Raw genomic sequence first — 13,785 nt, 5'->3', positions numbered from 1 at the left:
GAGTGATTCCCCATGTTTGAGCGCCTTATCCAATTCGCCATCGAGCAGCGCATCATCGTGTTGCTGGCGGTGCTGTTGATGGCCGGTGTCGGCATCGCCAGTTATCAGAAGTTGCCCATCGACGCGGTGCCCGACATCACCAATGTGCAGGTACAGATCAATTCGGCGGCGGCCGGCTTTTCACCGTTGGAAACCGAGCAGCGCATTACCTTTCCCATCGAAACCGCCATGGCCGGCCTGCCGGGTTTGCAGCAGACGCGTTCGTTGTCGCGCTCCGGCCTGTCCCAGGTCACGGTGATCTTCAAAGACGGCACTGACCTGTTCTTCGCCCGCCAATTGGTCAACGAGCGCCTGCAGGTGGCCCGCGAGCAATTGCCCACTGGCATCGAAACCGCGATGGGGCCGATTTCCACTGGCCTCGGGGAAATTTTCCTGTGGACCGTCGAAGCCGAAGACGGCGCGCTCAAGGAAGACGGTACGTCTTATTCGCCGACCGACCTGCGCGTGATCCAGGACTGGATCATCAAGCCACAGCTGCGCAACGTGCCGGGCGTGGCCGAGATCAACACCATCGGCGGCTTTGCCAAGGAATACCAGATCGCCCCGGACCCAAAACGCTTGGCGGCCTACAACCTGACGCTGACCGATTTGGTCACCGCGCTTGAGCGCAACAACGCCAACGTCGGCGCCGGTTACATCGAGCGCAGCGGCGAGCAGCTGTTGATTCGCGCACCGGGGCAAGTGGCGTCGATCGATGACATTGCCAACATCGTGATCACCACGTCGGACGGCACGCCCATCCGCGTGCGCAATGTGGCGCAAGTCGACATCGGCCGTGAGCTGCGCACCGGCGCCGCCACGGAAAATGGCCGTGAAGTGGTGCTGGGCACGGTGTTCATGCTGATCGGTGAAAACAGCCGCACCGTGTCCCAGGCGGTGGCGAAAAAACTCGAAGAGATCAACCGTTCGCTGCCTCAGGGCGTGGTCGCCGTTACCGTTTATGACCGCACCAACCTGGTCGAAAAAGCCATCGCCACCGTGAAGAAAAACCTCTTCGAAGGCGCGCTGCTGGTGGTCGCGGTTTTGTTTCTGTTTCTGGGTAATATCCGCGCGGCGTTGATCACCGCGATGGTGATTCCGCTGGCGATGCTGTTCACCTTTACCGGCATGTTTACCAACAAAGTCAGTGCCAACCTGATGAGCCTTGGCGCGCTGGACTTCGGAATTATTGTCGACGGCGCGGTGGTGATCGTCGAAAACGCCATTCGCCGGCTGGCCCATGCGCAGCAGCGCCATGGCCGCTTGCTCACCCGCAGTGAGCGCCTGCACGAAGTGTTCGCTGCGGCCAAGCAAGCGCGGCGCGCACTGATCTTCGGGCAACTGGTCATCATGGTGGTGTACCTGCCGATCTTCGCCCTCACCGGAGTGGCCGGGAAGATGTTCCACCCCATGGCGTTCACCGTGGTCATCGCTTTGCTCGGCGCGATGATTCTGTCGGTGACCTTTGTGCCGGCCGCGATTGCGCTGTTTGTCACCGGCAAGGTCAAGGAAGAGGAAAACCTGGTGATGCGCACGGCGCGTCGGGCCTATGCGCCGGTGCTGGATTGGGTCATGACGCGCCGCCCGCTGGTGTTCGGCCTGGCGGTGCTGACCATTGTCGCTTCGGGCGTGGTGGCCAGCCGCATGGGCAGCGAATTTACCCCCAGCCTCAGTGAAGGCGACTTCGCTCAACAGGCTCTGCGTGTGCCTGGTACCAGCCTGACGCAATCGGTGCAGATGCAGCAGCAGCTGGAAAAAACCTTGATGGCCCAGGTGCCGGAAATCGAGCGAGTCTTTGCGCGCACCGGTACCGCGGAAATCGCTTCCGACCCGATGCCACCGAATATTTCCGACAGCTATGTGATGCTCAAGCCCAAGGATCAGTGGCCTGATCCAGCGAAATCCCGCGAGACGCTGATCGAAGATATCCAGCGCGCCAGTGCGATTGTGCCGGGCAGTGCGTATGAACTGTCGCAGCCGATCCAGCTGCGCTTCAACGAGTTGATTTCCGGGGTGCGCAGTGACGTGGCGGTGAAGGTATTTGGCGACGACATGGCAGTGCTCAACAAGACCGCCGCAGAGATCGCCGAGACCTTGCAAACGCTTGATGGCGCCTCGGAAGTGAAGGTGGAGCAGACCTCTGGCTTGCCGGTGCTGACCATCAATATTGATCGCGACAAGGCCGCGCGGTTTGGCCTGAACGTGGGCGACGTGCAGGACACCATCGCTGTCGCCGTGGGTGGCCGCCAAGCCGGCACGCTGTACGAAGGTGACCGCCGCTTCGACATGGTCGTGCGTTTATCCGATGCGCTGCGCACCGATATCGAGGGCTTGTCGCGGCTGTTGATCCCGGTGCCGGCGCTGGCCAGTAACGCCTCGGGCCAGTTGGGTTTTATTGCCTTGTCCCAGGTCGCCAGCCTGGACTTGGTACTGGGCCCCAACCAGATCAGCCGCGAGAACGGCAAGCGCCTGGTGATTGTCAGCGCCAACGTGCGCGGGCGTGATATCGGTTCGTTCGTCGAACAGGCCGAGTCTGCCATCAGCACTCAGGTGAAGGTCCCGGCGGGTTACTGGACCACTTGGGGCGGCCAGTTCGAACAGCTGAAGGAGGCCTCCGAGCGCTTGCGTATTGTTGTGCCGGTGGCGTTGCTGCTGGTGTTCGGGCTGTTGTTCATGATGTTCAACAACCTCAAGGATGGCTTGCTGGTGTTTACCGGGATTCCGTTCGCGTTGACCGGTGGGATCATGGCGCTGTGGCTGCGCGATATTCCGTTGTCGATCTCGGCGGGGGTGGGGTTTATTGCGTTGTCCGGTGTGGCAGTGCTTAACGGGCTGGTGATGATTGCCTTCATCCGCAACCTGCGCGAGGAAGGGCGTTCACTGTCGGTGGCGATCCACGAAGGGGCGCTCACACGTTTACGCCCGGTGTTGATGACCGCGCTGGTGGCTTCCCTGGGGTTTATACCCATGGCCTTGGCCACCGGCACCGGCGCCGAAGTACAGCGCCCGTTGGCGACGGTGGTGATCGGCGGGATTATTTCCTCTACCTTGCTGACCTTGCTGGTGCTGCCGGCGTTGTATCAGTGGGCGCACCGCAAGGAGGAATGACGCGGGTGGGGTGAGCCCGCTTACTGTGGCGAGCGGGCCTGTTGTGGCGAGCGGGCTTGCCCCGCGTTGGGTGGCGAAGCCGCCCCAAATCTTTCGCCACGGTATATCAGGGATACCGAGGTGGCCTTGATGGGGGCTGCTGCGCAGCCCAACGCGGGGCAAGCCCGCTCGCCACAACAGGCCCGCTGCCACAACAACGCCGCTGCCGCAACAAGTGCGCTTGGCACAACAAGCAGGCTCACCCTCAAGGGGCTTACACCTGAGGAAACACCAGGCGAAACACGGTGAAAGCGCCGGGCGAACTGCGCACGTCGGTTTGCCCCTGGTGCAGGGTCATGATCGATCGCACGATGGCCAGTCCCAGGCCGGTTCCGCCCTCGGTGCGCGCGCGGCTGCTGTCGACACGGTAGAACCGTTCGAACAGGTGCGGCAGGTGGTGCACTTCAATCCCCGGGCCTGGGTTGCTGACAGACAACGACACGCTGTTGCCGTAAGCCTCCACCCGCAACGAAATATGCGCGCCCGCCGGGCTATGGCGGATTGCATTGGACAGCAGGTTGGAGAGGGCGCGTTGAATCATCAGGCGATCGCCGTGCACCTGGGCCTCGCCGTTGAGGGTCAGGGTCAGTTGTTTGTCTTCGGCACTCAGGGCAAATAAATCCATGACCCGATGAGCTTCGTCCGCCAGCGATACTGCGGTAAACGAAGCTCGCGCTGCCGGGTGGCTGACCTGGGCCAGAAACAACATGTCGGAAACGATGCGTGCCAGGCGCTCCAGCTCTTCGGTGTTGGATTCCAGCACTGCTTTGTATTCGTCCGGTGGGCGTTGGCGCGACAACGTGAGCTGGGCTTTGCCCATCAGGTTGGTCAGCGGTGCACGCAATTCGTGAGCAAGGTCGTCAGAGAATTGCGAGAGTTGCTGCACCCCGGCGTCCAGGCGGTTGAGCATCACATTGAAGCCTTGCGCCAACTCGCCCAGTTCCTTGGGCAGGTTGTCGACGGACAAGCGATGGGTCAGGTCCTGGGTGGTGACTTTGGCCGCCACATGGCTGAACTGCTTCAACGGAGCAAGCCCGCGTTGCACCAGCCACCAGGCCCCCATGCCGATCAGTATCAACAACATGGGCAAGGCGATCACGGTGGCGCGCAGATAGGCACTGAGCAGTGCCTGATCGTCCCTGCGGTCCAGCGACAACAGCACGCGTACGCGTTCGCCGCTGGCCAGGCGCATCAGGCTGGAGGCGCTGAGCACCTGGTTGCCATTGCTGTCGGCCCAATTGAGGTAGCCGAGCGTTTCTCGCGGTGTGAAGTTTGTCAGCAGCGGCTCCTGAGGCTTGGCACCGATGCTCAGCAGCACCGTTTCATCGGGCGCGGTGCCGACGATAGTGAGGTAAAAATTGTCATGGCCGATCACCAGGTCCATCAGCGAATGCGGGCGCGCCCGGATGGCGTGGGCGTCGAGGCCTTGAGACAGGCTGTGCTGGATCTGTTCCATCTTGCTTTCCAGGCCTTTGCGCGCCAGTTTTTCCAGTTCGTGGGTCAGGGCCAGGTACGCCAACGTCGCCAGCAACAGCACCAGGCCGGCGCCCATGAGGCTGACCGTCAACCCCAGGCGCATCGACAGGCTGCCGGTTTTCATGGCCGTGCTTCCAGCACGTAACCCACGCCGCGAATGGTGTGGATCAGCTTGACCTCGCTCTGATCGTCCACTTTGGCCCGCAGGCGGCTGATGGAAACTTCCACGACGTTGGTGTCACAGTCGAAATTCATGTCCCACACCAGCGAAATGATCTGCGTGCGGGTCAGCACTTCACCGGTCTGGCGCATCAGCACCTGCAGCAGTGCGAACTCCTTGGTGGTCAAGTCAATGCGCCGTGTGCCGCGGTACGCGCGATGGCGGCGAGGGTCCAGTTCCAGGTCCGACACGCTGAACACTTCCGGCTGTGGGATGTGCTCGCTGCGCCGCAGCAGGGTGCGTACCCGCGCCAGCAATTCGGGAAACTCGAAGGGTTTGACCAGGTAATCATCGGCGCCCATGTCCAGGCCCTTGATCTTGTCGGCCAGCCGGCCGCGGGCGGTCAGCATCATCACGCGCTGGGTGCCGTTGCGGCGCAATTGCTCCAGCACTTCCCAGCCATCCTTGCCCGGCAGGTTGACGTCAAGAATCACCAACTCATAGGCGTGCTGCTCAGCCAGGTGCAGGCCATCAATGCCATTGGACGCGCAGTCCACGACGTAGCCACTTTCATTCAGGCCTTGCTGCAGGTAGTCAGCGGTTTTTTGCTCGTCCTCAACCACAAGGATACGCATGGGGATTTACCTTTTACTGAAAGAGAAGGGTTCCATTTCCCTATGGAATCAGGTGTGTTGTGAGTAGGAAAATTCTGAAGTGTGAAGCAGCTTCAGGGTCAACTGCGGCAATGGGTCGCGACCAAGCCTGCGCCCAAAAAAAACGCCCCAGAGGGGCGTTAAAAAATCATCTCTTTCCAAAGGAGCTAAAAAAAAGCTTCAGAGACGAATGTTGCTCGTTGCTGACAAGTTGAAGCGAGTATAGGAAGTTCAACTTAACGGGAAGCTGGGGCCAATGTTACAGTTTTGATAGATAGCAATTTGTGAACAGATGTTAGTCAAGCGCGAACGAATGTAAGCACTCAACTGGGCGATTGTTCAAAGTGCGACCAATGGGTATTCCGCAATCAGGCGAACTTCTTCCAGGTCCGACTCAAACGCACTGGAGCGCACGGTGGCCTGGCGCAAGCGCAATGACAAATCCTTCAGGCTGCCACTTCGCACCACGTACTTGGCCTCGACATCCCGCTCCCAGCGGCGTTGATCGGTCAGCGGATTGCCGGTTGCATCGCGGCGCATGTACACCGCGTTGGCATGGCTGTAATCGGCGCCGGTGCCCTTGGCATAACGGGTCATGAGCGACAGGCCAGGTATACCGAACGCCTGCATGTCGAGGTCGTAACGGGCCATCCACGAACGCTCCTTGGGCGAATTGAAGTCGCTGTACTGGATCGAGTTATTAAGGAAAATCGAGTCCGATTGGCGCAGGTAATCGAAGTCGTCATCGCCGTTGTTGCGCTGGTGCGAGAGGGCCACGCTGTGGGCCCCGACCTTTACCCCGAGCCTGGCACTCCAGATGTTGTTGTCGAATTTGCCCAGCAGCTTTTTGCCTTCGTCCACGGCCTTGTAATAGTTGAAATCGCCGAATAACGACACGTCGTCGGTCAGTGGGTAACTGGCGGCACTGCCGACGTAGTACTGGTCCCAGGCGTCCTTCAGGCGGCTGCTGTAGAGGCTCACGTTCAGGTGTTTGTTGACGGCGTACTCTGCGCCGAAATAGCCGATCCAGGGTGAGTCGACCTTGCCCGCGTAAAAGGTCGCAAAGCCCTTGTTCATCCCGCTTTCGCTTGGCTGGCTCATGCCGCTCAGGCGTCCGCCTTGCAGGCTCAAGCCCTCAAGGCTGGTGTTCTGCGCGGTGACGCCGCGAAAGCTTTCCGGCAACAACCGCGAATCGCCGTAGGCCACCACCGGCGTGAGCGGGAACACATCGCCGGCCTTGATAACCGTGTCCAGCACGCGCAATTTCGCCGCGCCACCGACTTTGCTGTAGCTGCCTTCGGGGTGATTGTCGCTGTCCACCGGCAGCACGCCGAACGAACCCTTGCCGCCGCTGCGACCGGTGCCCGAGTCGAGTTTCAGGCCGTACATGGCAAACGCATCCAGGCCAAAGCCTACGGTGCCTTGGGTAAAACCGGATTCGAATTTGCCGATCAAACCCTGCGCCCAGGCTTCGGAATACCCATTGCCGGTCGGGCTGGACTGGCCCTTGCGGTCATCGCGATTGAAGTAAAAGTTGCGCGCCAGCACGGTTACGCTGCTGCCTTGGATAAAACCTTCGGGCGTGTCTTCCACCGCCACGGCTGCCAGAGGCAGTGCGGCAATCAATGAAAAGGGAAGGGTGTAGTAAGTAATGTTCATGTTTCGCTCCTGGGTGTTGGCAGTTTTCAGCTTCTTATAGGTAGGGGCGTTTTTATTGATCTGGCCCGGGCTGATAGTTGCAAACAGGGGATAACGGTCAGGTGGCGCGAACATTACAATTCTGGAAGCTCAAGGCGATCTAACAGATAAGTAATCTTTTGGTGAACATGGCGACAGGGTTGGTTGATTAGTCTCGTGACTGAACTTATCAACCGAGGAACCTGTAATGACATTTTATAAAATTGGCTTGGGTGTATTAGCTGCAGTCCTGTCACTGGGGGCGATGGCCGAAGGCGGAGGCGACCGCACGTTTGCGCTGATGATGGAGCGTAATCAAAAAGCCATGGCGGCTTACGCGGAAAAAAACGGCCAGCCAGCACCCCAGGTACAGGCGTATCGCTATGGCATGGCGCTGGATATTGCCAAGGTCGTCAACGTTACGCCGCCGATCAGTTCGTGCAATGCCGTGCCTTCACGCATGACCTATGAAGACTCCAGCGGCAAGCTCAATACGGTGGAATACAAGGTGATGGGTGTTTGCCGAAACAACGGCAGTTAATGGATCCAAAAAACAGTTGGGCACGCCACAAAAAAGCGCTTCAGAAAACCTCGCCAGCGCCGATGCAGGTCAGATCCATCTCCCCCAAATGACCATCGGTGCCCCATGTTCAACACCCGTTTGAAGCAGGAGCTGTCGGCTCTTCGCGAAGAGTTGTGCAGCTTGCAACAGGTCAAGGAGAGCCTGGAAAGCGAAATGCTGTGCCTGACGCTGGACGCCAAAGGCCGGGTGGAGTGGGCGAATGCCAACTTCCTGCAAGAGCTGTCGTACCAGGCCTCCAACATCGTGGGGCGGCACATGGAAGAGCTGGTGCCTGCGCACCTGCGCCAGGACGAATTCCAGCAGCGTTTTCACAATGCCCTGGTGCGCGGCGAACACTTCGCCGGCACCGTGCGCCTGATGCGTGGCAACGGCAAAGAGGCATGGTTGCGCTCGATCCTGCAGCCCGTGCGCAGTTCTGACGGGCGTCTCAAGCATTTTTCGATTTACTCCAGCGACCTCACCCGCACCATCGAGGGGTCACGCGAGCATGAGAACCTGATCACCGCGCTGGTGCGTTCCACTGCGGTGATCGAGTTCGACCTCGGCGGTCATGTGCTGACCGCGAACGACCGGTTCCTCGGTGGCATGGGCTACAGCCTGGCGCAGATCCAGGGCAAACATCACCGTATGTTCTGCGAGCCGGAGGAATACAACAGCGCCGAGTACCAGCATTTCTGGAAGCGTTTGAACGCCGGTGAGTTTGTTGCGGCGCGCTTCAAACGTGTCGACAGCCATGGCCGTGTGGTGTGGCTGGAGGCGACCTACAACCCGGTGCTGGACGCCAATGACCGCCTGTACAAAGTGGTCAAATTCGCCACGGTGATCACCGACCAGGTCAACCAGGAGCAGGCCGTGGCGGAGGCCGCAAACATTGCCTACAGCACCGCGCTGCAAACCGACCACAGTGCCCAGCGCGGCACCACTGTCGTGACGCAGGCGGTGGATGTCATGCGTGATCTGGCCAGGCACATGCAACAGGCCGGTGATGGCATCGAGGCGCTCAACGCCCAGTCCCAAGTGATCGGCACCATCGTCAAGACCATCAGCGGCATCGCCGAGCAAACCAACTTGCTGGCGCTCAACGCGGCCATCGAAGCAGCACGGGCCGGCGAGCAGGGCCGTGGCTTTGCGGTGGTGGCTGATGAAGTGCGGCAATTGGCCTCGCGTACCAGCAAGGCCACCGATGAAATTGTCGGCGTGGTGCGTCAGAACCAGGACATGGCCCGCGATGCGGTGTCCGTGATGAACGAGGGCCGTCTGCAGGCCGAGCAAGGCTTGGCCCTGGCGGCCGAGGCGGGCACGGTGATTGTGGAAATCCAGGACGGTGCACAAAAGGTGGTGAGCGCGGTCGGGCAGTTTGCCAATCAGCTGTCGAGCTGACCCGCAGGGCTTGTGCTTGAGGTATCGTAGGTTTTTTCTTGCTTGAAGAGCCGTTCCTCCATGAGCCCTACCCACCGTCGCCCCGTACCGTTGTCCAAGGCCTACCGTTTGCTCAATCACGGGCCGACCGTATTGGTGAGCGCGGCCCACGCTGGCAAGCGCAATATCATGGCCGCTGCCTGGGCCATGCCGCTTGATTTCGAACCGCCGAAGGTCGCCGTGGTGCTCGACAAGGCCACTTGGACCCGCCAACTGCTGGAAGCCGCCGGCACCTTTGTGCTGCAGGTGCCTTGTGTGGCCCAGGCCGATCTGGTGCAGACGGTCGGCAACACCACGGGCGCAGACACCGACAAATTCGCCACCTATGGCTTGCAGACATTCAACGGTGAGCACACCGAAGCGCCGCTGCTGGACGGTTGCGTAGCGTGGCTGGAATGCCGCCTGTTGCCCGAGCCCCATAACCAACAGACCTACGATTTATTCCTCGGCGAAGTCGTCGCGGCCTATTCCGACGCGCGCGTGTTCAGCGACGGGCACTGGCACTTCGAAGGCCATGACGAATTGCGCACCTTGCACCATATCGCGGGCGGGAATTTCCTGAGCATCGGCGAGCCGGTGGTCGGGCGCCAGCTGTAGGCCTTACCAGCGGGCGTTTGCCAGTGCATCGGCAAACGCCATCAGCTTGGGCGAATACTGCCGGGACGGCGGATAGACCAGTGAGATCGCGCGACTGCGCCCGGCAACGTCTTCCAGCAACGGCACCAGGCGCCCGGCGGCCACGTCGTCGCGCACCGCAAAATCCATCACCTGGGCGATGCCGAAACCACCCACCGCGCCGTCTACCAGCGCATCGCCAATGTCGAAAATAAGCCGCCCTTCGACGCTCACGTCCTGCACTTTGCCCTCCTTCATTAACTGCCAATCGACCATGCGCCCGCTGCGCAAGTTACGCACAGTGAGGCAGCTGTGGTCCTTGAGTTCGTCCACCGTTTGCGGCGTGCCCCAACGCGCCAGATAAGCGGGCGAGGCCACCGTGACCCAGCGCAACGGCGGCAGGGCACGGGCGATCAGGCGTTGATCCTGGATCTCGCCCGTGCGCAGCAATGCGTCGAAACCTTCGTCGACGATATCCACCAGGCGGTCAGTCATCACCGCTTCGATGCGCAATTGGGGATAGCGCAATGTCAGTTCGCCGATCACCGGCATCACCACCTTGCGACCGAACAACGACGGTGTGCTGATTTTCAACAGGCCGGACGGGCTGCTGCGCCGGTCGAGCATCAGCTTTTCGGTTTCAGCCAGTTCTGCCAGTAACGGCGCGCTGCGCTCGTACAGCATCTGACCGTCGGGCGTGAGGCTCACGCTGCGCGTGTTGCGTTGCAGCAGGCGCACGCCCAGCTGGCTTTCCAGGCGCGAGATTGCGCGGGACAGCCCGGACTGCGTCAGCCCCAATTCCCCGGCCGCGCGGGTAAAACTGCGCGTTTCGGCCACGCGGACCAAGAGTCGAACGGCGTTCAGATCCATGATTAAAGTCATTACTGAAAGAGTGATAGCGCTATTTATCATCTGTCAGGCATGAAAGAAACTGGCACCTCTTATTTTCGGACTGGACGCTGTGATGTCTTCCTCTCGACCCTCTGGCTGGATGCTTTTATTGCTGGCCACCGCACAACTGATCATCGCCCTGGATGCCACCATTGTGTTTGTCGCCCTGCCGCAGATTGGCGCGCACCTGGATTTTTCCGCGCAGCAATTGCAATGGGTGGTGAGCGCCTACAGCGTGGCGTTTGGTGGTTTTCTGTTGCTGGGTGGCAGGGCGACGGACCTGCTTGGCAAGCGCCGTTTTTACCGGGTGGGCCAGTCGCTGTATGCGCTGGCTTCCCTGGCAGCGGTGCTCGGCGGCAGCGCGGTGTTGCTGGTGCTGGCGCGGGCGGTGCAAGGCGTGGGCGGGGCGTTGTTGTTCCCGGCCACGTTAGCGTTGATCAACACGCACTACGCCGAAGGGCCTGCACGCAATCGAGCATTTGCGGTGTGGAGCGCAGCCTCGGCAGCGGGGTTGGCACTTGGCGCATTACTGGGCGGCGTGCTGACTCAGGTGTGGGGGTGGGAGGCGGTGTTTTTGGTGAATGTGCCGTTGGCGGGCGGCTGCGCCTGGGCGGCGCGTTACTGGATTCCAGCCGATGGCGAGCGTGTGCGTGGGCGCAAATTCGACATCGGCGGCGCCTTGACTGTGACTGTCGGCGGCACGCTGCTGGTGTTCGCGCTGGTGCAAGGCCCCGAGTGGGGCTGGTCGGCGCCGCAGACGCTGGGCTGCATCGCCTCGGCGCTGGCGCTGCTTGGGGTGTTCGCCTGGATCGAGCATCGCGGCAGCGATCCGCTGATGCCGCTGCGCTTGTTCGCCTACCGCGAACTGCGCATGGCGATGGTGCTCACGGCGGTGTTCATGAGCAGCTTTGGCGTGCAGTACTACTTCCTGGCGCTGTATTACCAGCAGGTTTATGGCTACAGCGTATTACAAGCCGGCTTGGCGTTTTTACCGGCGACCCTGGTGTGCACGTTTGGCATCTGGTTGGCAGAACGTTCGCTGGCCAGGCTGGGGTTGCGCAACACCTTGGTCAGCGGGCAACTGGCGGGCGCGCTGGGCATTGCACTGGTGTGTTGGGCATTGCCGACGGGCGTGGGGTTTTGGTCGCTGTTGCCGGGAATCTTCATTTTGAGCATCGGACAGGGCATGACCTGGACGGCGATGTGGGTGGCGGCAGGGCTGGGTATTCGGCCAGGGGAGCAGGGCGTGGCGGCGGGGATGGCGTCTACCAGCCAGCAGATCGGCGGCGCGTTGGGCCTGGCGGTGCTGGTGTCGGTGGCGAATGCGGGCGGTATTGAGCTGGCGCTGTGGTGGAGCGCGGCAATTGCCTTGGTGGGCGCGGTGGTGGCGCTGCGGCTCAAAACGCAAGCGCCCGAGCCGAATGCGATAGTGGAAACAACATAGAACCAATGTGGGAGCGGGCTTGCTCGCGAAGGCGGTGGATCAGTCACTCATGCATCGACTGACACTGCGCTTTCGCGAGCAAGCCCGCTCCCACATTTTGATTGCGTTTCACATCAGCGCCCGAGCATCTTCACCCAGCGCGATGGCGGCATGCCGTAGGTGCTGCGAAATTGTCGGGTCATATGACTCTGGTCGGTGAAACCGGCGGTCAGCGCCGCGTCCACCAGCGATTGGCCCTGGGCCAGCAAGCCGCGCACCAGGTCCAACCGTCGCATGGTCAGGTACCGATAGGGACTGGTGCCGAACAACAAGCGAAAATCCCGCGACAGCGCCCACCGATCACGACCGCAATGGTCGGCCATTTCATCCAGGGTGATGCTGCGGCCCAAGGCGCTGTGGATAAATTCCCGCGCGCGCTCGGCGGCGACGTAATCGAAGGATTTACGGCTGATGATCACCCCCGAGGCAGCGCTCAGTGCTTGCGCCAGGTCGTACAGCGCGTCCTGTTCCTGCATCGGGTCAATCGGGCAGTCCAGGCTTTGCAGCAACACTTCGCTGGCGCGGAACAGCCGCGTGTCAGTCGACAGGCCGTTGTGGATAAACGGCAACGGCCGGCCGCCGAGAATCTGCTGGATCAGCGCCGGCTCCACATAAATCATGCGGTACTTGAAGCCTTCCACACTGCTGGCGCGGCCGTCATGGGATTCGTCAGGGTGAATCACCATGGTCGTACCCGGCAGGCTGTGCGTCATGCAGCCACGGTAGTGGTAGCTCTGCACGCCAAACAAGGTGCGCCCGATGGCGTAGGTGTCATGGCGATGCGGGTCGAATGCAAAGCCGGCGAAATACGCTTCGATGCGGTCCAGCCCGCTGGCGTGCGGGGCGCGGTGCAACCAATCGAGGGTGGAAGTGGGTTGGCCCATGGTGACTTGTCACAAATAGAGGTGGGAAACACGTTAACCCAGTCTGGCATGTCGTGTCTGTCGAGGTCTTGAACGATTGTGCGTACTTGAGAGGAGGCATTCGGCAGCGTAAATGTTGAATTAGGTTAATAAATGATTGTTTTACGATAATTAATCTATTATTTTTGCGACCTCACTTACTGATCGAGGTTACTTATGAATACCCAACGTCTGGCTCAGCTCAGCCAGCGCATGTCGCTGCTTACGCTCCTGCTGATGGTCGTCATGCTGGTGCTCAACACCGGCGTCTGGCTGTTTCCGGTGCTGGGTTCTTCCGCCGATGGCCTGGGCCTGAGCTTTTCCTTGAGTAACCGGATCCAGGACAGCGGCGTGCAAATTGCGCTGCTCCCTTGGTGGCAAAAACTTGGCGGAATCATTTTTTCCAGCATCCCGCTGGTGGCCTTGGTGTCGGGCTTGAACCATCTGCGCCAGCTGTTTCGCAACTACGCGCGGGGCGAGTATTTCTCCAGCGCGGCGGCGCAGCACCTGGGCAAAGTCGGTCGAGCTGTTGCATTGTGGGTACTGCTGGACTTTTTATGCGAGCCGTTGCTCGGCCTCTGGGTCTCGATGAACCAGCCGCTGGGCCAGCGATTTTTCACCTTGAGTCTGACCCCGCCGAGCTTCGTCGCGTTGTTTCTCGCTGCGTGCATTGCGGTAATCGCGCGTATCCTGTGGCAGGCCAGCGAAGTGGACTCTGAAAACCGCACTTTTGTTTGAGA

Annotated in this window: 11 protein-coding genes; 6 read left to right on the top strand and 5 right to left on the bottom strand. The window is 60.6% G+C overall.

All coding sequences use genetic code 11. From position 1 onward, the window contains the following. Positions 1-12: 12 nt before the first annotated feature. Positions 13-3,147, top strand: coding sequence for a CusA/CzcA family heavy metal efflux RND transporter (locus L8K08_RS06190; RefSeq protein WP_242194975.1), 3,135 nt, complete (start codon positions 13-15; stop codon positions 3,145-3,147). 253 nt (positions 3,148-3,400) lie between these two features. Here the strand turns inward: L8K08_RS06190 and L8K08_RS06185 are convergent, their stop codons facing one another. The 3 genes from L8K08_RS06185 to L8K08_RS06175 all read right to left on the bottom strand — a co-directional run bounded on the left by L8K08_RS06185 (position 3,401) and on the right by L8K08_RS06175 (position 7,134). After that, positions 3,401-4,786 (bottom strand): heavy metal sensor histidine kinase, encoded by a 1,386-nt coding sequence (locus L8K08_RS06185; protein WP_242194972.1) that lies wholly within the window; start codon positions 4,784-4,786, stop codon positions 3,401-3,403. Continuing rightward, on the bottom strand, positions 4,783-5,457 hold the full coding sequence (locus tag L8K08_RS06180; protein WP_119736387.1) for a response regulator transcription factor PcoR: 675 nt from the start codon (positions 5,455-5,457) through the stop codon (positions 4,783-4,785). The genes L8K08_RS06185 and L8K08_RS06180 overlap by 4 nt, the downstream gene beginning before the upstream one ends. Positions 5,458-5,814: 357 nt before the next feature. Beyond that, positions 5,815-7,134, bottom strand: a complete 1,320-nt coding sequence (locus tag L8K08_RS06175; protein WP_242194969.1) for an OprD family porin — start codon at positions 7,132-7,134, stop codon at positions 5,815-5,817. Positions 7,135-7,360: 226 nt separating this feature from the next. Between L8K08_RS06175 and L8K08_RS06170 the strand changes: the two genes are divergently transcribed. The 3 genes from L8K08_RS06170 to L8K08_RS06160 all read left to right on the top strand — a co-directional run bounded on the left by L8K08_RS06170 (position 7,361) and on the right by L8K08_RS06160 (position 9,751). After that, on the top strand, positions 7,361-7,693 hold the full coding sequence (locus L8K08_RS06170; protein ID WP_145165503.1) for a DUF2790 domain-containing protein: 333 nt from the start codon (positions 7,361-7,363) through the stop codon (positions 7,691-7,693). A 105-nt stretch (positions 7,694-7,798) separates the two neighbouring features. After that, positions 7,799-9,115: a methyl-accepting chemotaxis protein gene (locus L8K08_RS06165; RefSeq protein ID WP_242194966.1), complete on the top strand. Its 1,317-nt coding sequence runs from the start codon at positions 7,799-7,801 to the stop codon at positions 9,113-9,115. A gap of 60 nt (positions 9,116-9,175) precedes the next feature. Beyond that, positions 9,176-9,751, top strand: a complete 576-nt coding sequence (locus L8K08_RS06160; protein WP_242194962.1) for a flavin reductase family protein — start codon at positions 9,176-9,178, stop codon at positions 9,749-9,751. A gap of 3 nt (positions 9,752-9,754) precedes the next feature. Here the strand turns inward: L8K08_RS06160 and L8K08_RS06155 are convergent, their stop codons facing one another. Then, positions 9,755-10,639 carry a LysR family transcriptional regulator gene (locus L8K08_RS06155; RefSeq protein WP_242194960.1) on the bottom strand — a complete coding sequence of 295 codons (885 nt, stop codon included), beginning with the start codon at positions 10,637-10,639 and terminating at the stop codon, positions 9,755-9,757. A 94-nt stretch (positions 10,640-10,733) separates the two neighbouring features. Here L8K08_RS06155 and L8K08_RS06150 point away from each other — a divergent pair, with 94 nt between their 5' ends. Beyond that, entirely contained in the window at positions 10,734-12,104 is a 1,371-nt protein-coding gene (locus L8K08_RS06150) for an MFS transporter (RefSeq protein WP_242194957.1), read from the top strand. 113 nt (positions 12,105-12,217) lie between these two features. On the opposite strand, the gene L8K08_RS06145 is transcribed toward L8K08_RS06150, so the two are convergent. Beyond that, positions 12,218-13,027, bottom strand: a complete 810-nt coding sequence (locus L8K08_RS06145) for an AraC family transcriptional regulator (RefSeq protein ID WP_242194955.1) — start codon at positions 13,025-13,027, stop codon at positions 12,218-12,220. Between the two features lie 195 nt (positions 13,028-13,222). Here L8K08_RS06145 and L8K08_RS06140 point away from each other — a divergent pair, with 195 nt between their 5' ends. Beyond that, positions 13,223-13,783, top strand: coding sequence for a DUF2975 domain-containing protein (locus tag L8K08_RS06140; protein ID WP_145165513.1), 561 nt, complete (start codon positions 13,223-13,225; stop codon positions 13,781-13,783). Positions 13,784-13,785: the final 2 nt, after the last annotated feature.

Origin of the sequence: Pseudomonas sp. TREG-RG-20F-10-E-6-01 (assembly GCF_022662455.1) — a bacterium.
Taxonomy (GTDB): domain Bacteria; phylum Pseudomonadota; class Gammaproteobacteria; order Pseudomonadales; family Pseudomonadaceae; genus Aquipseudomonas.
Note: the sequence above shows the minus strand (reverse complement) of the source record. Positions and strands in the feature narration are given on the sequence as shown.